Raw genomic sequence first — 19,740 nt, forward strand, 5'->3', positions numbered from 1 at the left:
GCGACATGGCACGACGTAGCCCGTACGCCATCACGGTGGCCGCGGCTACGCCTCGCCCTTGCCGGCGGCCTACCGCTTGAGCGGCGTCACCTGCTGCTCAATGGCGCCGAAGATCGACGCGCCGGCGCTGTCGGTGACATCGATGCGCAGGCTGTCGCCGAACTTCAGGAACGGCGTGGTCGGCTTGCCGTCGCGCAGGGTTTCCACCGTGCGCTGTTCGGCGAGGCAGGATGCGCCCTTGCCGGTGTCTTCATTGGCGATGGTGCCCGAGCCCACGATGGTGCCCGCGGTCAGCGGGCGGGTCTTGGCGACGTGCGCAACCAGCTGCGCGAAATTGAACTGCATGTCCACGCCGCACTCCACCTCGCCGAACCACTGGCCATTGAGCCAGGTGCGCATGGGCAGGTGCAGCTTGTCGTCACGCCAGTGGTCGCCGAGTTCGTCGGGCGTCACCAGTACGGGCGACAGCGCGGAGCGCGGCTTGGACTGCAGGAAGCCGAAGCCCTTGGCCAGCTCCGCGGGAATCAGTCCGCGCAGGGAGACGTCGTTGACCAGGCCCACCAGCTGGATGTGTTCCGCCGCCTGGGCCGGCGTGACCGCCATCGGCACGTCGTCCGTCACCACGATGACTTCGGCTTCCAGGTCGATGCCGTAGTCCTCGCTGGGCACGACGACCGGGTCGCGCGGCCCCAGGAAACCGGCGCTGGTGGCCTGGTACATCAGCGGGTCGGTGTAGAACGATGCGGGCACCTCGGCGCCGCGCGCACGGCGCACGCGCTCGACATGCGGCAGGTAGGCGCTGCCATCCACGAACTCGTAGGCGCGCGGCAGGGGCGCTGCCATGGCGCCCATGTCCAGCGCGAAGGCGCCAGCGGCCGTGCCGTTGTTGAGTTCGTCGGAAAGCGCGTTGAGCCGCGGCGCGGTGTTCGACCAGTCGTCCAGCGCCGCCTGCAAGGTGGCTGCGATGCCGGTCGCCCTGACTGCCTGCTGCAGGTCACGGCCAACCACGATGAGCGTACCGTCGCGGCCGCCTTCCTTCAGGGAACCCAGTTTCATGCCTCTACTCCGTAGGCCGCGCCTTCGCTGCAGCCCTTTCCTGTGCTTGGTGGATGCGGTACTTACTTGCCGGTGAAGTGCTTGCGGATGCCCTGCCAGCACTCATGGTAAGTGCCCTGCAACTGCGGGGCTTCCAGCGCCTGCCGGGTGGGGTGAATCACCCGACGCGTCTCGAACATGAAGGCCATGGTGCCGGTGATCACGTCGGGTTTCGACAGATCCGCGGCGGAAGCCTTCTCGAACGTCGCCGCATCCGGTCCATGCCCGCTCATGCAATTGTGCAGCGAAGCGCCGCCGGGCAAGAAGCCCTCGGCCTTGGCGTCGTAGGCACCGGTGATCAGGCCCATGAACTCGCTGGCGATATTGCGGTGGAACCACGGCGGCCGGAAGGTGTTCTGCGCCACCAGCCAGCGCGGCGGGAAGATCACGAAATCCATGTTGCTGACCCCGGCCGTGTCGCTGGGCGAGTGCAGCACCAGGAAGATGCTCGGGTCCGGGTGGTCGTAGCTGATCGAGCCGATAGTGTTGAAGCGGCGCAGGTCGTACTTGTAGGGCGCGTAGTTGCCGTGCCAGCCGACGACGTCGAGCGGCGAGTGGTTGATCGCCGCGCGCCACAGGCCGCCCTGGAACTTGGCGACGAGTTCGAACGTGCCTTCGACGTCCTCGTAGGCTGCCACCGGCGTGAGGAAGTCGCGCGGATTGGCCAGGCCGTTGCTGCCGATCGGGCCGAGGTCCGGCAGGCGCAGCAGCGCACCGAAATTCTCGGCGATGTAGCCGCGCGCGGCCTCGTCCAGCAACTCGACGCGGAAGCGTACGCCGCGCGGGATCACCGCGATCTCCAGCGGCTCCAGCTCGATCACGCCAAGCTCGGTGGCCAGGCGCAGGCGCCCCTGCTGCGGCACGATCAGCAGCTCACCGTCGGCGTTGTAGAAGAAACGACCTTCCATCGAACGATTGGCCGCATACATGTGGATGCCGACGCCGGACTGCTCGCCCGCACCGCCGTTGCCGGCGATGGTGACGATGCCGTCGATGAAGTCGGTCGGCTCGGAGGGTAGCGGAAACGGGTTCCAGCGCAGCTGGTTGGGGCTGGCGGGCACCTCGCCGAAGCGATTATGGAAGCGTCCCGGCGGCATCGCCTCGAACGGCTGATGCATCGCGGCGGGCCGGATGCGATAGAGCCAGCTGCGGCGATTGCTGTGGCGCGGCGCCGTGAAGGCCGTGCCGGAGAGCTGCTCGGCATACAGGCCATGCGCCACGCGCTGGGGCGAGTTCCGCCCCTCGGGCAGCACGCCGGGCATGGCCTCGGTGGCAAATTCGTTGGCGAAACCGGGTTGGTAACCTTTGCTGACCGTCTCAGACATGCGTCCGCCTTCTGCTTCTAGAGCCCCTCTCCCTCCGGGAGAGGGGTTGGGGTGAGGGTTCGGTTTTCGCTGGCGCTCAAAATGGATTCGAGCACCATCTCGGTTTGCTTCAAGACCTCATTGTCCCAGTACCGCAGGACCTTGAGGCCCAGTGATTCAAGATAACGGGTGCGCGTCGCGTCTACGTACTCGTCGTGCTGCGAACCATCGAGTTCTACGATCAGCCCAACGGCCTCGCAATAGAAATCCACCACATAAGGAGGGATCGGATGTTGGCGCCGGAATTTCAGGCCATTCAACCGGGCTGCACGCAAGTGTTGCCACAACCTTCGTTCGGCAACGATGGCTGCTCCGCGCAGCTGACGCGCCTGGCCTAGCGTCCGTGTTGGCAAGGGTGGCTTCCTGCCTTCCCGCATCACCGCACCCTCTCCCCAACCCCTCTCCCGGAGGGAGAGGGGCTTCAGAGCCCAAGCCTTACAGGAAGCCGCGCTTCATCTGGTCGCGCTCGATCGACTCGAACAGCGCCTGGAAGTTGCCTTCGCCGAAGCCCTCGTTGCCCTTGCGCTGGATGATCTCGAAGAAGATCGGGCCGATGTTGTTCTGCGTGAAGATCTGCAGCAACTTGCGCTGCTTGGTCTCCGGGTCGGCGTCGATCAGGATCTTGTTCCTGGCCAGGCGCGGCACGTCCTCGCCATGGTTGGGAATGCGCAGGTCGATCACGTCGAAATAGGTATCGGGCGTGTCGAGGAACTGCACGCCCCGCGCGCGCATCGCTTCGACCGTGTCGTAGATGTTGTCGGTGAAGCAGGCAATGTGCTGGATGCCCTCGCCATGGTAGGCGTCGAGGTATTCGTTGATCTGCGACTTCGGGTCGCTCGATTCGTTGAGCGGAATGCGCACGATGCCGTCCGGCGCGGTCATCGCCTTGGACACCAGGCCGGTCTTGGCGCCCTTGATGTCGAAGTAGCGGATCTCGCGGAAGTTGAACAGGCGCTCGTAGTAGTCCGACCACTTCTGCATGTTGCCGAAGTAGAGGTTGTGCGTGAGGTGGTCGATGAAGGTCAGCCCGAAGCCGGTCGGGTTCTGGTCGGCACCCGGGATCGCCTCGTAGTCGCCGTCGTAGATGCTGCCGGCGCTGCCGTAGCGGTCGACCAGGTACAGCATGCAGTCGCCGATGCCCTTGACCACCGGCGCATGCACCGCCTTGGTTGCTTCCTTGTCGAGCATCGCTTCGCCGCCATTGCCGAGCACGGTGGCGAGCACCTCGGTGGCAGGCTTCTTGAAGCGGATGGCGAAGCCGGCCGCGCAGGGGCCGTGCGCCTTGGCGAAATCGGCGGCGAACGAATCGGGATCTTCATTGACCAGGAAGTTCACGCCGCCCTGGCGGTAGACCGTGATCGCCCGCGACTTGTGCCTGAGCACGGCGCTGAAGCCCATGTTGCCGAACAGCGCGTGCAACTCGGCGCCGCGGCCAGCGGGGGCGGCAAATTCGACGAACTCGAAACCGTCGATACCCATGGGGTTTTCGAAGGTGGTGACCTGCATGCCAAGATTGGGCTGCGCGCTCATGGGATTCTCCTGATGGATCCAAGCTCTATGGCCCAACGCCAAGCGTGCGACCATCGTCATCATCCCAGCGTTATAGTTACATATGAAACCATTTGCAAGGAGCGCCGCAGCAGTGCCCGAAGATCGCCATCCCGACCATGCACCGCTGGAACTGGAGCATTTCCTGCCGTACCGGCTCTCGATCCTGTCCAACACGGTCAGCCAGGCCATCGCCGACGACTACCAGCGCCGCTTTGACCTCAGCATGACCGAGTGGCGGGTGATGGCCGTGCTGGCCCGGTTTGACGGCCTGTCGGCGCGCGAGGTGGCCGAGCGCACCGCCATGGACAAGGTCGCGGTGAGCCGCGCCCTGGCCCGGCTGGTGGAATCCGGGCGGGTCAGTCGCAGCACCCACGATGGCGACAAGCGGCGCTCGGTGCTGGGCCTGAGCGAGGCCGGCTGGGCCATCCACGACGAGGTGGCGCCGATGGCCCGCGCCCACGAGCGCGAACTGCTGGCCAAGCTGGACGAAGACGAGCGGGCGTGGCTGATGCGCATCCTGGACAAGCTGCAGGAGCGCTGAGCCCGCCCTGGCCGCTCCCTGCGGACAGGGAGGGGCCGCATCACTTCACGCCGTGCATCAGCCGGTTGATCAGCGGCGCGACCAGGAACAACAGCACGCCGGCACCCAGCAGCGACCAGAAGCCGAAGGTGTAGCCGCTCAGCGCGGAAGCCACGGTCATCCCGCTCTCGCCGCTCACATGGCCGGCGAAGATGCCTGACAGGTTGTTGCCGATGCCGGTGGACAGGAACCAGCCACCCATGCCGAAGCCGACCAGCCGCACGGGCGCCAGCTTGGTCACCATCGACAGGCCGATCGGCGACAGGCAGAGCTCGCCGACGGACTGGATCACGTAGACCATGAACAGCGTCCAGAACGGGATCTTGCCCGCTTCACTGACCAGGCTGGACAACGCGAACATCAGCAGCAGGAAGGCCAGGCCATTGAAGATCAGGCCCAGGCCGAACTTGCGCGGAATCGACGGGTTGCGACGCCCCATGCGCACCCAGGTCCAGGCGATCAACGGCGCCAGCGAGATGATGGCGATCGAGTTCACCGACTGGAACCACGCGTTGGGGAAAGTGAAGCTGCCCAGCTGGCGATTGACGATCTGGTCGGCGAGGAAGGTGAACGAGCTGCCCGCCTGCTCGAAGAACATCCAGAACAGCACGTTGAAGACGAAGATGATCAGCATCGCGATCACCCGGTCGCGCTGCACCCTGCCCTCGCGGATGCCTTCGATCAGCAGCAGCAGCGACAGCCCGGCGAACAGCACCCCAAGCACCCAGGCGAGCACGGTCGCCGCGGCCAGGGTCTTCTCGTAGTCCACCGCGCCGTTGACCAGCACCGGATGGACCGCCCCGACCGCCAGCAGCGCCCGGGTGACCTGCCCCGAGAAGCCGCCGCCCATCAGGAAGAACACCAGCGGCACCGTCACCGCCACGCCGATCAGCACATAGACCACGCGCATCAGGCTCTCGCCGCCTACAGGCGGCAGCCCGACGTCCTTGAGCCCGCGACGGCCGATCCAGAACCAGACCAGGCTGATCAGCATGCCCACGCCCGAGGCGATGAAAACGTATTTGTAGCTGGGCATGGCCTGGCTGCCGAACACGGTTTCGGCGAGGTACTGCGTGATCACCGGCGACACCATGGCGCCGAGGTTGATGCCCATGTAGAAGATGGTGAAGCCACTGTCGCGGCGCCCGTCCTCGACGCCGTAGAGCTTGCCGACCATGGTCGAAATGTTCGGCTTGAACAGGCCGTTGCCGGCAATGATGGTGGCAAGCCCGAATTCGAAGACGTGCTGGTTGGGCACCGCGATCGCGAACAGGCCCAGGGTCATCACCGCGGCGCCCACCAGGATCGAGCGCTGGTAGCCCAGCACGCGATCGGCGATGTAACCGCCGAAGATCGCCGCCGCGTAGACCAGGGCCAGATACGCGCCGTAGGTGCGGCTCGCGGGCGCCTGCCCTGACTGATCGCCGCCAAAGAACTGCGCCACGATGTAGAGCACCAGCGCCCAGCGGATGCCGTAGAACGCGAAGCGCTCCCAGAACTCCGTCATGAACAGCATCCACAACGGCCGCGGATGACCCAGGGTCTGCGGGTAGTCGGGCACCGGCGGTGCGGTAATGGCCGTCTGACTCATACCTGTCCTCTGGGCGAGGGTCGGCACGGCGCGCGCGGACCCGGTGGCTGGCGACCCGGAGGTTTAGCCGGGTGCTGCCTGATCCGTCAAATGCAGCGCAACATTTTGCGAATCCGCCGGCGGCGGCCTGCTCAGCGCACGCCGCCCATCAGCCGGTTGATCAGCGGTGACACCAGCAACAGGAACACGCCGGCGCCGGCCAGCAGCCAGAAGCTGAAGGTGAAGCCGCTCAGCGCGGAGGCGGCGGTCATGCCGCTCTCGCCACTGATGCGGCCGGCCAGCAGGCCCGACAGATTGCCACCCACCGCCAGCGACAGGAACCAGCCACCCATGGCCACCCCCACCAGGCGCGGCGGCGCCAGCTTGGTCACCATCGACAGGCCGATCGGCGACAGGCACAGCTCGCCTACCGTCTGCAGCACATAGCAAAGGGTCAGCGGCCAGAACGGAATCAGCCCGCCATGGCCGGCGACCACGCGCGACAAGGCGAACATCAAGGCGGTGAAGCCCAGACCGTTGAACACCAGGCCGAGGCCGAACTTGCGCGGAATCGACGGCTCCAGGTGGCGCCGGGCCAGGAACGACCACACCTGGGTCACCAGCGGGGCCAGCACGATGATCGCCAGCGGGCTCACCGACTGGAACCAGCCCACCGGGAACATCCAGCCACCGAACATCTCGCGGTCGACCATGTTCGCCGCCAGGAAGTTGAACGACGTGCCGAGCTGGAAATAGAACATCCAGAACAGGATGTTGAAGGCGAAGATGATCAGCATGGCGATCACCCGCTGCAGTTGCACGCGATCGTGCCGCATCGCCTCGACGATCAGCATGGCCGCCACGCCCACGAACAACAGGCCCAGCAGCCACTGCAGGCCACTGCCCCCCACGAACGCCAGCAACAGATAGACCAGCGGCACCGCGACCGCCACGCCGAGCGCCACCCACGCCACGCGCACGCGGCTGGCCGCGGCCGGAGCCGGTCGGCCGACACCGTGCAGGCCGCGCCGACCGAACCAGAACCAGCACAGGCTCAGCAGCATGCCGACGCCGGCCGCGCCAAACACCAGCCGGTAGTTCTCCTGCATCGGCGTGTCGGTGAAATAGCTGGCCAGCCAGCCGGTCAGCAGCGGCGCCAGCAAGGCGCCACCATTGATGCCCATGTAGAAGAGGGTGAAGCCGCGGTCGCGGCGATCGTCGGTGGGGCCATAGAGCTGGCCTACCATCGAGGAAATATTCGGCTTGAACAGGCCGTTGCCGACGACCACCATCGCCAGGCCGAACAGGAACAGCTCCCTGCTCGGCAACATCACCACGAACAGGCCCAGCCCCATCACCAGCGCGCCAAGCAGGATCGAGCGCTGGTAGCCGATCACCTTGTCCGCCACGTAGCCGCCGAAAATGCTGCTGGCGTAGATCAGCGCGGTATAGGCGCCATAGATCTTGCTGGCCCACGCCTGGCCGGCGGGGTCGCCGTGGTAGAAGTGCGCCACGATGTACAGGGCCAGCGCCCAGCTGACGCTGTAGAACGCGAAGCGCTCCCAGAATTCGGTCATGAACAGCATCCACAGTGGCCGTGGATGCCCGAGCGTCTGCGGAAAGTCGGGCACCGGCGACGGCGCGGTAACAGCGGTGTTGCTCATGCAAAATCCCCTGGAAACTGGCCGGCGCCTGGCGCGCCGGCCCTGGTGGTGGGCCGGGAGGTGTAACCGGCTGGCCTGGCCCGGTCAAACGCGGGCAGCGGGAGGCGCCGGATCACGTACCCAGTTCGGTGCGCACTTCCAGCAGCTCGGGAAAGAACTCCAGCTCCAGCGCCTTCTTGAGGAAGGAAACGCCCGAGGAGCCGCCCGTGCCGCGCCGGTGCCCGATGATGCGCTCCACCGTTTTCATATGGCGGAAACGCCAGAGCTGGAAACTCTCCTCCACGTCCACCAGCTGTTCGCACATGTGGTATTCCGGCCAGAACGCAGCACGGTCCTCGTAAATGCGCTTGAGCACCGGCAGCAGCGCCTCATGCCGCTGATACGGCTGGGACCAGTCGCGCTCGACCAGCGTCGACGGCACGTCATGGCCGCGGCGGGCGAGATAGCGCAGGAATTCGTCGTACAGGCTGGGTGCCTCAAGCACGGCCCGCAGTGCGGCCTGCGCGGACGGGTCATACGCAAACACCTGCAGCATCTGCGCGTTCTTGTTGCCCAGCAGGAATTCGATCTGGCGGTATTGCAGGGACTGGAACCCCGACGAAGCGCCCAGCACGCCGCGAAACTCCAGGTATTCGGACGGCGTGAGCGTTTCCAGCACGGCCCACTGCTCGAACAACTGGCGCTGCACCTGCTTCACCCGCGCCAGGATCTTCAGGCAGGCGTCCAGCTCGTCGCGCCGCAGGTGGTCCAGGGCCGACTTCAGCTCGTGGATGATCAGTTTCATCCACAGCTCGGCCACCTGGTGCTGCACGATGAACAGCATCTCGTCGTGGTGCGGCGGGTCGCTCAGCGGACGCTGCGCACTGAGCAGCAGGTCCAGCTTCAGGTAACCCCCGTAGGTCAGTCGCCCGTTCAGGTCGAGTTCGATTCCGGCCTCAAGGTCGCGCTGGTTCTCGGTCATGGCCTTCCTGCTTGCAGTGGAATGCCCATGTTAACCGCTGCCGGGGCGGGGGCCGTACCGCCGCGAATGCTGCGCTGTACCTTGCAGCGCAACATGCCTGCCTGTTATCAAATGCGGTCTTGTCAGGACCTTACGCGTGCCTGGCCCCACTGGATGGGCTGCCGCTTCCCTGCACCAATATCCCCACCATTACTCACTCCGGGAGCGAGTCGTGTCCATCGCCGCCAAGTTCGAAATCGAATACCTGCAGTATCTCGATGCCGAGGGCAAACAGGTCCGGGACGACCTGCCTGCCTTCGCCAGCGACCTCGACCACATGGTCGAGCTGTACAAGCTGATGCTGTCCACCCGCGTGTTCGACGCCAAGTCGGTCGCCTTGCAGCGCACCGGCAAGCTCGGTACCTACGCCAGCTGCCTGGGCCACGAGGCCGCGCACGTGGGCATCGGCAGCGCCATGCGTCCGGAAGACGTGTTCGCGCCCAGCTACCGCGAATACGGCGCCCAGCTGTACCGCGGCGTGCAGCCGCGCGAGGTGTACATGTACTGGGGCGGCGACGAGCGCGGCAACGACTACCAGAACGAACCGGCCCGCCACGACTTCGCCTGGTCGGTGCCGATCGCCACGCAGTGCCTGCATGCCGCCGGCAGCGCCCTGGCGTTCAAGATCCGCAACGAAAAGCGCGTGGCCGTGTGCACGATCGGTGACGGCGGCTCGTCCAAGGGCGACTTCTACGGCGCCATCAACATCGCCGGCGCGCAGAACCTGCCGATGGTGGCGGTGATCGTGAACAACCAGTGGGCCATCTCGGTGCCGCGCAAGATCCAGTCCGGCGCGCCGACGCTGGCGCAGAAGGGTATTGCCGCCGGCCTGCACTGCATCCAGGTGGACGGCAACGACATCATTGCCGTGCGCAAGGCCATGGGCGACGCGCTCGATCGCGCCCGCAACGGCGAAGGCGGCAGCGTGCTCGAACTGGTGACCTATCGCCTGTCCGACCACACCACCGCCGACGACGCCCGCCGCTACCGTGGCGAGCAGGAAGTGAAGGACGCCTGGGCCAAGGAGCCGATGAAGCGCCTGCGCAACTGGCTCGTGGCTAAGGGCGTGTGGGACGACGCCAAGGAAGAAGCCTGGAAGAACGAGTGCGACGAGTGGATGGACAACGAGGTCAATGCCTACCTCGAGACCAAGACCCAGCCGGTCACGGCGATGTTCGACTACACCTTCGCCGAAGTTCCTGCCGATCTCGCCAAGCAGCGCGATTACGTTCTCTCGCTCGAAAAGAAGGCCCATTAAGTCATGGCACAGATCACACTTATCGAAGCCGTCACCCAGGCGCTGGCCTATGAAATGGCCCATGACGACAGCGTCGTCGTGCTCGGTGAGGACGTAGGCGTCAACGGCGGCGTGTTCCGCGCCACCCAGGGCCTGCAGGAAAAGTTTGGCGAACTGCGCGTGCTGGACACGCCGCTGGACGAGACCACCATTGCCGGCGTCACCGTGGGCCTTGCTGCCCAGGGCATGAAGCCGGTGGCCGAAGCGCAGTTCGAAGGCTTCATCTACCCGATGATGGAGCAGATCGCCTGCCACGCCGCCCGCCTGCGCAACCGCACGCGCGGCCGCATCACCGTGCCCGCCGTGTGGCGTGCACCGTGGGGTGGCGGCATTCGCGCGCCCGAGCATCACTCCGAAGCGAACGAGCACCTGTTCACCAACATCCCGGGCCTGCGCGTGGTGATGCCGTCGTCGCCGGCGCGTGCCTACGGCCTGCTGCTCGCCGCCATCCGCGATCCGGATCCGGTGATGTTCTTCGAGCCCAAGCGCATCTACCGCCAGTACAAGGAAGAAGTGCCCGATGACGGCGAGGCGCTGCCGCTGGACGTGTGCTTCGTGCTGCGCGACGGCACCGACGTCACCATCGTGACCTGGGGCGCGCAGGTGAAGGAAGCGCTGGAAGCCGCCGATGAGCTGGCCGCCGATGGCATCAGCGCCGAAGTGATCGACGTGGCCACGCTGACCCCGCTGGACTTCGACACCATCGCCGAGTCGGTGCAGAAGACCGGCCGCTGCGTGATCGTGCACGAGGCGCCCAAGACCGCCGGATTCGGTGCCGAGATTGCGGCCCGCATCGCCGAGGAATGCCTGTACGACCTGCTCGCCCCGGTCGAGCGCGTCACCGGTTTCGACACGCACATCCCGCTGTTCCGCCTGGAAATGAAGTACCTGCCGAGCACCGAGCGCGTGGTGGAAGCCGCCAAGCGCACGCTGGCAGCAAGCTAAGATCTTTCCGCGCTCGTCGTCCCCGCCAAGGCGGGGACCCAGCGCCTCGAACCAAGACACTGGATCCCCGCTTTCGCGGGGATGACGACCAAACAAATTCGCGAGAATCAACATGGCCGACATCAAGACGTTCTACCTGCCGGACCTCGGCGAGGGCCTACCCGACGCCACCATCGTCGAGTGGCACGTGAAGGAAGGCGACACCATCAAGCTCGACGCCCCGCTGGTGTCGATGGAAACGGCCAAGGCCGTGGTCGACGTGCCGTCGCCCTACACCGGCAAGGTCACCAAGCTGCATGGCGCCGCCGGCGACATCATCGACACCGGTTCGGCGCTGGCCGAATTCGAGCCCGACCCGAACGCCAAGCAGCGTGCCGAGGCCGAGTCCACCGGCCATCACCATGGCCCGAAGAAGGGGGCCGGCAGCGCCACCGCCGACGCGCACAAGGTGGTCGCCTCCGACGAGGGCGGCGAACTCGACAGCAACGACGGCGGTGACCGCGAAGACGAAGGCACCGTGGTCGGCGCCATGGTCAGCGGCAGCCACGTGCACGTCGAACAGGCCGCCAGCATCGGTGGCGTCAAGGCCGTGCCGGCCGTGCGCGCCCTGGCCAAGAAGCTCAAGGTCGACCTCACCCGCGTGCGCCCGAGCGGCGCCGACGGCGTGGTCACCATGCAGGACGTGAAGAACGCCGCCGCCAACGGCACGGCCGCGCTGGGCGCTGCCCCGGCACGCGCCGCGGTGCCGGCCTCGGCCGGTCGTCACCTTGCCCCGCAGCTGCCCGAGCCGGAGCCGGCCCGCACGGCCACCTCGCTCGCCGGCAAGCCGGTGCGCACGGCCCCGCCGAGCGTGCAGGCCAGCGGCCAGCCGGAACAGCTGAAGGGCGTCCGCCGCAACATGGCGCGCGTCATGGCCGAGGCCCACGCCAACGTGGTGCCCACCACCCTGGTGGACGACGCCGACCTGCACGCCTGGATCGGCAAGCAGGACATCACCGCCCGCCTGATCCGCGCCATCGTGGTGGCATGCAAGACGGTGCCGGCGCTCAACGCCTGGTTCGACGGCAAGAACCTCACCCGCACGCTGCACCCGCACGTGGACATCGGCATCGCCGTGGACACCGACGACGGCCTGTTCGTGCCGGCGCTGCGCAATGCGGACGTGCTCGACGGCGCCGGCGTGCGCGCGGCGATCAAGCGCCTGCGTTCGCAGGTGGAAGACCGCACGATTCCGGCTTCGGAGCTCTCGGGCTACACCATCAGCCTGTCGAACTTCGGCATGTTCGCCGGTCGCTACGCCACCCCGGTCGTGGTGCCGCCCACCGTCGCGATCATCGGCGCCGGCAAGCTCAGCCATGACGTGGTCGCCGTGATCGGCGGCATCGAAGTGCATCGCCGCATGCCGATCTCGCTGACCTTCGACCACCGCGCCGCCACCGGCGGCGAAGCCGCGCGCTTCCTCAAGGCGCTGCTGGACGACCTGTCGCTGCCGAACTAAGGCGACGCCAGTGAAGAAAAAGCCCCGGTCATGCCGGGGCTTTTTTTTGCGTTGCGTTCATCGACGCCGCTCGCGCGTCGGACTGCGCAAGCGCATGTCCGTCCATACCGACCGGCTCGGCCTGTCTCCCAAGCGTCAACGGTTGGGCCACCTGGCACATCGATTGCGTTGACGACGCCTGCACCCATCGGCGCTATACGATCCGCGGACAGCAACGGCCGGGGCCGCGCCATGCATCACAGCAGACTGTGCACGATCGTCATCGACTGCCAGACCGACAGCCTCGCTGCGGCCGCTGCGTTCTGGAGCCATGCGCTGGGCAAATCCGTGGTCACGGTCGACCAGGACGGCGATGGCAAGTACGCCGAGCTCGCCACCGAGGACGACGAACCGATCATCCTGCTGCAACGCGTGGACCACGACAGCCGCGTGCACCTGGACATCGAGACGGATGACCTGGAAGCCGAGGTGGCGCGACTCGAAAAACTTGGCGCCCAGCGCGTGGCCTTTGTGCGCGAGCGCTGGTGGGTGATGCAGGCGCCCAGCGGGCATCGCTTCTGCGTGGTGCGTCCGCAGCGGGACCGCTTCGGTCCCCATCTGAATCGCTGGGAATAGCCCGCCGCAGGAACGCCTTGTCCGCCGCCTCAGTAGTCGCGGATGTCCAGCGCCACGAAGGCGCGCACGCTGTAGCCGGCAGACGTCTGGGGCCACGGCAGCGAGGCCAGCAGGCGGTCACCGGCCGGCCACGGCGCATTGTCGAGCAGAGCCTCGGCGCTGACCTGCCCGTCGTCGCCGCGGCGATGGAACAGGCGCACCCAGTGCAGCTCCGGGGTGAGCGCCTCGCCCTGCAGGGCGGCACGCAGCGCAGGCACCAGTTCGTCCGGGGCGGCGACGTCGTCGCGGCTCGACAGTGGCGGGCCGATGAACACGTCCCAGGTGCGCACGCCCATCTCCCAGCCCTGGATCTGCAGCCGGCGATCGTCGGTGACATACCAGCACGCCGCCAGCACGACGTGGAACACGCCACGCTCGAACGCCACCAGCGCATCGAGGCAACCGGCCTCGCCACCACCCACGCCGGCAAAGCTCTCTTCGATGTGGCGGTCTTCGCTGAAAACGACATCGACGTCCAGGCGGCCCGGCTCGCCGGCGGCCGCCTCGTGCCAGGTGGCGCGCACGGCGGGGAAATCGCCGTCGGTCATCAACCATTCTTCGTCCGGCTCCAGCTCGACGTCATGCCGCTCGAACAGGCGAAGCAGGTATTTCTGCAGGGTCGTGTCGTCCATCGAACTTCCTCGTTTCACTCAGTGCGCGCGGCGACGCCACATCAGCTGGCGCACGACCAGCGCAAGCAGCAGCACCAGCACGCAGGCACCGTAGCCATACAAGGCCGGCAGCACCTGCTGCCAGATCGCGCCGCTGGTACGCCCGTACTGGCCCATGCCCGGCACCACCGCGGCGTCAAACGCCATCGCCGCACACTGCCAGGCGGCAAAGGCAGCCAGCAGCAGCACGGCCACATCGAAGACACGGCGCGCCGCGATGCGCGGCAGATCCCGTGGAAACGTCCAATAGGCCCAGCCGAGCACCAGCAGCCAGGGAGCCAGCAACAGGATGGCGAGATAACGCATGGATCAGATCACTCCGTAAACGCCATGGCCGCCGCGCTCAATCCTGCGCGGCGAGCTGTTCGAGTGCCCCGCGCAAGCGCTCGAGGGCTTCATCACGCGCCTGCTCGCCGTCATAGGTCGGCGTGGTCGCCACGGCCTCGCCGTCCAGCTCCAGCGCCAGCGCGAGGGGCTGCACCTGCAGCACGGCCGAGGTCGAACCGAGCTCCTTGATGCGCTTCTGCAGGCTGCCGGCGGCCTTGGGATCGGCGAACGACCGGGACAACAACAGTTCCTCGCCATCGGCGGAGAACAGGCGGAAACGGAAGCTACCATCGGTATCGCGAAAACTGGCGAAGCGCGGCATTTTGCCCGCCTTGGCCGCCGGCCTGGCCGACGACCACGTCGCCACGGCGATGCCCGAGCGCAAGCCGAGCGCATCGCGCAGCTCCAGCAGCTTCGGCCCGGCGATGGCGCGTGCCTTGCGCGCACCTTCCTGCAGGATGTCCTCGATCATCGCGGGACGGGCGATCAGCGCGTCATAGCTCTCGCGCATCGGTGCCACGTCCACCTCGATGCGTTCGAACAGGACCTGCTTGGCCTCGCCCCAGCCGATGCCATCGACCAGTGCCTGGCGGAACGCCGCCGATTCGGCGTCGCTGGCGAACGCGCGGAAGATGGTGAACAGTGACGAGCTGTCCGGGTCCTTGGCTTCACCGGGCAGGCGCGAGTCGGTGACGATGCGCATGATCGATTCGCGCAGCTGCTTCTGGCCGCCCGCGAACAGCGGGATGGTGTTGTCGTAGCTCTTTGACATCTTGCGCCCGTCGAGACCGGGCAGCGTGGCCACCTGCTCTTCGATCACCACGTCGGGCAGTGCGAAGAACTCGCGGCCGTAGATGTGGTTGAAGCGTTGCGCGATGTCGCGCGTCATCTCCACGTGCTGGATCTGGTCACGGCCCACCGGCACCTTGTTCGCATTGAACGCCAGGATGTCCGCCGCCATCAGCACCGGGTACATGTAGAGGCCCGCGGTGACGCCCGCGTCGGCGTCCTCGCCGGTCGCGGTGTTCTTGTCCACGGCGGCCTTGTACGCATGGGCGCGGTTGAGCAGGCCCTTGGCCGTGACGCAGGTGAGGAACCAGGTGAGCTCGGGAATTTCCGGGATATCGGACTGCCGGTAGAACGTGACCTTCTGCGGATCCAGCCCGGAAGCCAGCCACGTCGCGGCGATTTCCAGCCGCGAACGCTCGATGCGCGCCGCGTCGTCGCTCTTGATCAGCGCGTGGTAGTCGGCCATGAAGTAGAACGCATCGACGTCGGCACGCTGGCTGGCGGCAACCGCCGGGCGAATCGCGCCGACGTAGTTGCCCAGGTGTGGCGTGCCGGTGGTGGTGATGCCGGTGAGTACGCGGGTCTTCATGTGCACTTCTTTGTTCGTGTGTTGGGTCGGGGCATTCAGCGGATCAGCGTGGACTTGCCGAACAGCGATTCCACCAGGTCCACCGCGAGGCGCGCGGTCTGGTTCTTCTTGTCGAAGGCCGGGTTGAGTTCGACGATGTCCAGCGAGCCGATGCGGCCGGTGTCGGCAATCATCTCCATGCACAGCTGCGCCTCGCGGTAATTGGGGCCGCCGCGCACGGTGGTGCCCACGCCCGGCGCGATGCTCGGGTCGAGGAAGTCCACGTCGAAGCTCACGTGCAGGTGCGTGTTCTCGTCCACGCCGGCGAGCGCTTCTTCCATCGTGCGCTTCATGCCGACTTCGTCGATGTGGCGCATGTCGAAAATGCCAACCTTCGCCTCGCGCACCAGTCGCTTCTCGCCCTCGTCCACCGAACGGATGCCGATCTGGCGATACACGTCGGGCGAGGTGGCCGGCACATGGCCGCCCAGCTCGACCAGCGCCCGGGGCCCGTTGCCGCACAGGCAGGCCACCGGCATGCCGTGGATGTTGCCCGACGGCGTCGCCTCGGCCGTATTGAAGTCGGCATGCGCGTCCAGCCACAGCACGCGCAGGCGCTTGCCCTGTTCGCGGCAGTGGCGCGCCACGGCGCTGATCGAACCGATGGCCAGGCAGTGATCGCCACCGAGCATCACCGGCAGGCGGCCGTCCTTCAGTTCGGCGTAGATGGCGGCGTGCACCGCCTCGTTCCACGCGACCACTTCCGGCAGGTGGCGATAGCCATCCTGCGGCGGCAGCCAGGGATTGAGCGGCCCCTGCAGGTTGCCGCGATCGACCACGTCCAGGCCACGCCGCGCCAGGCGCGCCAGCAGGTTGGCCACGCGCAGCGCTTCCGGGCCCATCGAGGCGCCACGGTGGCCCGCGCCGATGTCGGTGGGAGCGCCGATCAGGGAGAGTGCCTTGTTGCTCATGAAATCTCGTCAGAGTGGACCGGAATCGGCGGCAGCTTCGCGCACCAGCGGAAGCTTTTGTTGCCGCCATGCGTTGAGGCTGCCATCAAGCACACGTACATGGCTATAGCCCAGGGCCTGCAGGGTCTCCTGCGCACGCGCCGCGCGGAGCCCGGACACGCAATACACCACGATCTCACGGTCGCGTGGCACGCCGAGCGCGCCGGCGCGGCCGCTCAGCTGTTCCACCGGGATATTGAGCGCGCCGGGGATGTGCCCATCGCGGTACTCGTCGGCGTGGCGCACGTCGAGCACCAAGGGCGCCTGTCCGGCCTGCTGCAGCTCCATCAGTTGCCCGGCGGCCAGCGGGACGTCCGCCGCCGTGGCCGCGCTCGCCCCCGCCAGCATGAGAAGGACGGCCAGGTGCGCGTTGCGCATGCGCAGTTCCTCACAATGGTGCCGGCAGCAGGAATCGAACCCGCGACCTACTGATTACAAATCAGTTGCTCTACCAACTGAGCTATGCCGGCGAAGGATGCGAAGTCTAGCAGGCCCATGCAGATCAGGGCCAAAGCCGGCTCAGAAGCAGCCGGTGCTGTGCGAGCCCACGCCGTGCAGGCGGGCGCGCCAGTCGGAGCGACCGTTGTCGGCCACGACCACGTCCAGCCAGTACTCGGGCACGCTCTCGGTGCGCTCGCTCATCTGGGCCGGGAAGCCGGCGCTGACCACCTGGTCGCGACGGCGCCGCGCGTTGGCCGGGTCCTTGAACAGGCCCAGCGAAATGGTGTTCGACTGGTCGCCGGTGCTCACGATGAAGTAGTCGCCGACGTTGGCCGCGCCGAGCCGGCGCCCCAGCTCCAGCGCCTTGTCGCGATTGCCGGCGCCCGGGAGGTAGACCCACCAGCCCGTGGTCTGGGTGGTCTGTTCCTGGCGCGAGCGCATGCGGGCCGCCTGGCTGCTGAGCGCGCTGCGGGCGTTGCGCAGGTCAATCGGCGTGGCGAACGGGCCCAGCGCCATGCAGGTGTAGGTGGTCTGCCGCGGCGCAGCCGGCTGGGCCGGCGCCGGCGCGGACGCGGCAGCCGCCGCCGCGGTGGCCGATATGGGCGCGGCGGGAGCCGGCGTGGTGGCGGCCGGCGCTGGCGGACGCTCGGACAGCAGCCGCAGCGTCGGCACGCCCGTATCGCTGGCACTGCGGCCGTGCACGTCGTCCTGCCCAAGCAGCAACCAGGCGCCTACCGCGATATTGAGGGCAATCAGCAGGACAAACAGCAGACGCAGGAACATCGTCGATCCGTCAGGCAAATGACAGCAGCCGGCATTCTAGAGAGCCGGTGCAAGAGGGAAATGTGCGTCCGACCACACGACCAGACCGCGCAGGACGCTGTCCGCGCTCAGGCTCGCGGGCACGGACAGCAGGAACAGCAGGGCTTCGGCGTCGCCGCCGCCCAGGACCAGCGCTGGCGAGCCGCCCAGGGCCGGCGCCATGCGCGTCACGAAGCGCTCGATCAGCGCGGCCGCGGCATGCCAGCAACCGGAGGCCACGGCGTCAGCCGTGTTGTCGGCCACGTCGCGCAGCTGGCCCGGCCGCTCGACCTGCACGCGCGCGGTCGCGCCGAGCAGCGACTGCTGCATCAGCTGCGGTCCGGGCGCGATCAGTCCGCCCAGGTGCAGCCCATCGGCGGTCAGCGCATCGAGCGTCAGGGCCGTGCCGACACCGGCCAGCACGCAGGGCGCCAGGCCATCGGCACGCGCGGCCACCATGGCGAGGAAGCGATCCACGCCCAGCCGCGACGGCTCGGCATAGGCGTTGCGCACGCCGCACGCCTCGGCCGGCGTGCGCACCCAGGCGCAGTCGCGGGCAAAGCGCGCCGACACCACGGCGGCCACCGAGGCCTCGCGCTCGCCGTCGACCACCGAGGCGCCGAACACGTCGCGGGGCACCGGCAGTTCGCGCCAGGCCTCGTGCAGCACCAGGGCGACGTCCTCGTTCCAGCCCACCGCACCTTGCGCGTGGCAGCCGTCGGCATCGCGCAGCGCCCACTTCAGGCGCGTGTTGCCAAGGTCGAGCAGCAGCCTCATGCGCGGCGCACCGAGACATCGGCGCTGTCGATCGAGCGCACCCCGCCCGCGGTCTGCAGCAGCAAGGCGCCACGCGCATCCACGCCGGCGCCGATACCGTCGAGCTCGCCCAGCGCGCCCTGCAGGTGCAGCGTTTGGCCACGCAGCAGATCGTGCCCGGTGTATTCCTCGACGAACGCGGAAAAGCCCTCGCGCTCGAACTGCGCCAGCCCTTCGATCAGCGCGACGATCAACGCTGCCGCCACCAGGTTGCGATCCGGGGCTCCGCCGTGGGCGAGGCCGGCCAGGTCGTGCACCGGCTGGCCGGCCTGCGCACGCAGCGCCGGCGTCAGGCGCACGTTAAGGCCAATGCCGATGACGGCCGCGCACGGCCCCTGGTACTCGCCACTCAGTTCGACCAGGATGCCCGCCAGCTTGCCGTCCGGGCTGAGCACGTCATTGGGCCATTTGAGGCCAGCGCCGTTGATGCCCAGCGCGGACAATGCGCGCATCACGATCACGCCCACGGCCAGCGACAGCCCCGACAACGCGGCAAAGCCGGCGTCGAAGCGCTTGAGGCAGGAGAGATAGATATTCATGCCCGGCGGCGACAGCCAGCTACGCCCCCGTCGCCCGCGACCGGCACTCTGCGTCTCGGCGAGCATCACGCTGAGGTCGGGCAAGCTCGACAGGCGGCGCTGGATCTCGCTGGAGGTTGAGTCGATCTCCCAGTGCAGCTCCAGTTCGCCGAGCCGCTGGCGTGCGGCCGGCGACAGTGCGGCGCGCAGTTCGGCGAGACTCAGCAACTGCACCGGCCACGGCAGGCAATAGCCGGCGGTGCCACGCGATTCCACCGGCACGCCGCGCGCGCGCAAGGCCTCGACCTGTTTCCAGATCGCCGCGCGGGTCACCCCGGCGCGCTCGGCCAGCAGGGCGCCGGACACGGTCTGTCCACCCGCCAGCGCGGTCAGCAGGTCCTGGGCTTGCATCAGTGCACGACCATGCCGGGCCGGTCGCGTCGGCGACCACCTTGGAAGCGTGCACACGGGGCATGGAGGTGTGGCATCCGCCGATTCTAGCCTGCCGCGCCAGCGCTCCACAGGCCGGCGCATGGCTGGCGTCCCATGACTTCTGGGACTCGCGGGTGGCGCCGAGGGCC

Annotated in this window: 20 protein-coding genes and 1 tRNA gene; 5 read left to right on the plus strand and 16 right to left on the minus strand. The window is 67.4% G+C overall.

What is annotated here, in order from left to right:
- Positions 1-69 precede the first annotated feature (69 nt).
- From ACXU4B_RS09440 to hppD, 4 genes are all read right to left on the minus strand, one after another.
- Positions 70-1,056, minus strand: a complete 987-nt coding sequence (locus ACXU4B_RS09440; RefSeq protein ID WP_131409887.1) for a fumarylacetoacetate hydrolase family protein — start codon at positions 1,054-1,056, stop codon at positions 70-72.
- A gap of 62 nt (positions 1,057-1,118) precedes the next feature.
- A complete protein-coding gene (gene hmgA / locus ACXU4B_RS09445; RefSeq protein ID WP_131409889.1) occupies positions 1,119-2,420 on the minus strand; it encodes a homogentisate 1,2-dioxygenase in 1,302 nt (433 codons plus the stop codon).
- Between the two features lie 17 nt (positions 2,421-2,437).
- Positions 2,438-2,812, minus strand: coding sequence for an endonuclease domain-containing protein (locus tag ACXU4B_RS09450; protein ID WP_240734057.1), 375 nt, complete (start codon positions 2,810-2,812; stop codon positions 2,438-2,440).
- Positions 2,813-2,894: 82 nt separating this feature from the next.
- A complete protein-coding gene (hppD, locus tag ACXU4B_RS09455; protein ID WP_131409891.1) occupies positions 2,895-3,989 on the minus strand; it encodes a 4-hydroxyphenylpyruvate dioxygenase in 1,095 nt (364 codons plus the stop codon).
- A gap of 82 nt (positions 3,990-4,071) precedes the next feature.
- Here hppD and ACXU4B_RS09460 point away from each other — a divergent pair, with 82 nt between their 5' ends.
- Positions 4,072-4,551, plus strand: coding sequence for a MarR family winged helix-turn-helix transcriptional regulator (locus ACXU4B_RS09460; RefSeq protein WP_131409893.1), 480 nt, complete (start codon positions 4,072-4,074; stop codon positions 4,549-4,551).
- 40 nt (positions 4,552-4,591) lie between these two features.
- Here ACXU4B_RS09460 and ACXU4B_RS09465 read toward each other — a convergent pair whose 3' ends face one another.
- From ACXU4B_RS09465 to ACXU4B_RS09475, 3 genes are all read right to left on the minus strand, one after another.
- Positions 4,592-6,181: a peptide MFS transporter gene (locus ACXU4B_RS09465; RefSeq protein ID WP_131409895.1), complete on the minus strand. Its 1,590-nt coding sequence runs from the start codon at positions 6,179-6,181 to the stop codon at positions 4,592-4,594.
- 131 nt (positions 6,182-6,312) lie between these two features.
- Entirely contained in the window at positions 6,313-7,824 is a 1,512-nt protein-coding gene (locus tag ACXU4B_RS09470) for a peptide MFS transporter (protein ID WP_131409897.1), read from the minus strand.
- A gap of 112 nt (positions 7,825-7,936) precedes the next feature.
- Positions 7,937-8,785, minus strand: coding sequence for a tryptophan 2,3-dioxygenase (locus ACXU4B_RS09475; RefSeq protein WP_131409899.1), 849 nt, complete (start codon positions 8,783-8,785; stop codon positions 7,937-7,939).
- A 211-nt stretch (positions 8,786-8,996) separates the two neighbouring features.
- Between ACXU4B_RS09475 and pdhA the strand changes: the two genes are divergently transcribed.
- The 4 genes from pdhA to ACXU4B_RS09495 all read left to right on the plus strand — a co-directional run bounded on the left by pdhA (position 8,997) and on the right by ACXU4B_RS09495 (position 13,179).
- Complete coding sequence (gene pdhA, locus ACXU4B_RS09480) at positions 8,997-10,082, plus strand: pyruvate dehydrogenase (acetyl-transferring) E1 component subunit alpha (protein ID WP_131409901.1); 1,086 nt, start codon at positions 8,997-8,999, stop codon at positions 10,080-10,082.
- Positions 10,083-10,085: 3 nt separating this feature from the next.
- A complete protein-coding gene (locus tag ACXU4B_RS09485; protein WP_038615039.1) occupies positions 10,086-11,066 on the plus strand; it encodes an alpha-ketoacid dehydrogenase subunit beta in 981 nt (326 codons plus the stop codon).
- Between the two features lie 112 nt (positions 11,067-11,178).
- Complete coding sequence (locus ACXU4B_RS09490) at positions 11,179-12,564, plus strand: dihydrolipoamide acetyltransferase family protein (protein ID WP_131409903.1); 1,386 nt, start codon at positions 11,179-11,181, stop codon at positions 12,562-12,564.
- A 231-nt stretch (positions 12,565-12,795) separates the two neighbouring features.
- A complete protein-coding gene (locus tag ACXU4B_RS09495; RefSeq protein ID WP_131409905.1) occupies positions 12,796-13,179 on the plus strand; it encodes a VOC family protein in 384 nt (127 codons plus the stop codon).
- Between the two features lie 29 nt (positions 13,180-13,208).
- Here ACXU4B_RS09495 and ACXU4B_RS09500 read toward each other — a convergent pair whose 3' ends face one another.
- From ACXU4B_RS09500 to ACXU4B_RS09540, 9 genes are all read right to left on the minus strand, one after another.
- Positions 13,209-13,850, minus strand: a complete 642-nt coding sequence (locus tag ACXU4B_RS09500) for a DUF6348 family protein (RefSeq protein WP_131409907.1) — start codon at positions 13,848-13,850, stop codon at positions 13,209-13,211.
- An 18-nt stretch (positions 13,851-13,868) separates the two neighbouring features.
- The gene (locus ACXU4B_RS09505) at positions 13,869-14,195 is read right to left on the minus strand and encodes a hypothetical protein (protein WP_131409909.1); all 327 of its coding nucleotides are present in this window, start codon (positions 14,193-14,195) and stop codon (positions 13,869-13,871) included.
- Positions 14,196-14,232: 37 nt separating this feature from the next.
- Entirely contained in the window at positions 14,233-15,594 is a 1,362-nt protein-coding gene (locus ACXU4B_RS09510; protein WP_131409911.1) for a tryptophan--tRNA ligase, read from the minus strand.
- A 35-nt stretch (positions 15,595-15,629) separates the two neighbouring features.
- A complete protein-coding gene (gene rocF, locus ACXU4B_RS09515; protein ID WP_131409913.1) occupies positions 15,630-16,544 on the minus strand; it encodes an arginase in 915 nt (304 codons plus the stop codon).
- A gap of 9 nt (positions 16,545-16,553) precedes the next feature.
- Positions 16,554-16,961, minus strand: a complete 408-nt coding sequence (locus ACXU4B_RS09520) for a rhodanese-like domain-containing protein (protein ID WP_131409915.1) — start codon at positions 16,959-16,961, stop codon at positions 16,554-16,556.
- A 16-nt stretch (positions 16,962-16,977) separates the two neighbouring features.
- Positions 16,978-17,053 (minus strand) — tRNA-Thr (locus ACXU4B_RS09525).
- Positions 17,054-17,102: 49 nt separating this feature from the next.
- Entirely contained in the window at positions 17,103-17,807 is a 705-nt protein-coding gene (locus tag ACXU4B_RS09530; protein ID WP_131409917.1) for an SPOR domain-containing protein, read from the minus strand.
- A 36-nt stretch (positions 17,808-17,843) separates the two neighbouring features.
- Complete coding sequence (locus ACXU4B_RS09535; protein ID WP_131409919.1) at positions 17,844-18,602, minus strand: type III pantothenate kinase; 759 nt, start codon at positions 18,600-18,602, stop codon at positions 17,844-17,846.
- The gene (locus tag ACXU4B_RS09540; RefSeq protein WP_131409921.1) at positions 18,599-19,570 is read right to left on the minus strand and encodes a biotin--[acetyl-CoA-carboxylase] ligase; all 972 of its coding nucleotides are present in this window, start codon (positions 19,568-19,570) and stop codon (positions 18,599-18,601) included. The genes ACXU4B_RS09535 and ACXU4B_RS09540 overlap by 4 nt, the downstream gene beginning before the upstream one ends.
- Positions 19,571-19,740 lie beyond the last annotated feature (170 nt).

The sequence above is a fragment of the Dyella soli genome (assembly GCF_054482295.1).

Coding starts and splice junctions, on each gene's coding strand:
- ACXU4B_RS09440 (WP_131409887.1), bottom strand. CDS start 1,056: ATGAAACTGGGTTCCCTGAAGGAAGGCGGCCGCGACGGTACGCTCATC.
- hmgA (WP_131409889.1), bottom strand. CDS start 2,420: ATGTCTGAGACGGTCAGCAAAGGTTACCAACCCGGTTTCGCCAACGAA.
- hppD (WP_131409891.1), bottom strand. CDS start 3,989: ATGAGCGCGCAGCCCAATCTTGGCATGCAGGTCACCACCTTCGAAAAC.
- ACXU4B_RS09460 (WP_131409893.1), top strand. CDS start 4,072: ATGAAACCATTTGCAAGGAGCGCCGCAGCAGTGCCCGAAGATCGCCAT.
- ACXU4B_RS09465 (WP_131409895.1), bottom strand. CDS start 6,181: ATGAGTCAGACGGCCATTACCGCACCGCCGGTGCCCGACTACCCGCAG.
- ACXU4B_RS09470 (WP_131409897.1), bottom strand. CDS start 7,824: ATGAGCAACACCGCTGTTACCGCGCCGTCGCCGGTGCCCGACTTTCCG.
- ACXU4B_RS09475 (WP_131409899.1), bottom strand. CDS start 8,785: ATGACCGAGAACCAGCGCGACCTTGAGGCCGGAATCGAACTCGACCTG.
- ACXU4B_RS09485 (WP_038615039.1), top strand. CDS start 10,086: ATGGCACAGATCACACTTATCGAAGCCGTCACCCAGGCGCTGGCCTAT.
- ACXU4B_RS09490 (WP_131409903.1), top strand. CDS start 11,179: ATGGCCGACATCAAGACGTTCTACCTGCCGGACCTCGGCGAGGGCCTA.
- ACXU4B_RS09495 (WP_131409905.1), top strand. CDS start 12,796: ATGCATCACAGCAGACTGTGCACGATCGTCATCGACTGCCAGACCGAC.
- ACXU4B_RS09500 (WP_131409907.1), bottom strand. CDS start 13,850: ATGGACGACACGACCCTGCAGAAATACCTGCTTCGCCTGTTCGAGCGG.
- ACXU4B_RS09505 (WP_131409909.1), bottom strand. CDS start 14,195: ATGCGTTATCTCGCCATCCTGTTGCTGGCTCCCTGGCTGCTGGTGCTC.
- ACXU4B_RS09510 (WP_131409911.1), bottom strand. CDS start 15,594: ATGAAGACCCGCGTACTCACCGGCATCACCACCACCGGCACGCCACAC.
- rocF (WP_131409913.1), bottom strand. CDS start 16,544: ATGAGCAACAAGGCACTCTCCCTGATCGGCGCTCCCACCGACATCGGC.
- ACXU4B_RS09520 (WP_131409915.1), bottom strand. CDS start 16,961: ATGCGCAACGCGCACCTGGCCGTCCTTCTCATGCTGGCGGGGGCGAGC.
- ACXU4B_RS09530 (WP_131409917.1), bottom strand. CDS start 17,807: ATGTTCCTGCGTCTGCTGTTTGTCCTGCTGATTGCCCTCAATATCGCG.
- ACXU4B_RS09535 (WP_131409919.1), bottom strand. CDS start 18,602: ATGAGGCTGCTGCTCGACCTTGGCAACACGCGCCTGAAGTGGGCGCTG.
- ACXU4B_RS09540 (WP_131409921.1), bottom strand. CDS start 19,570: ATGCAAGCCCAGGACCTGCTGACCGCGCTGGCGGGTGGACAGACCGTG.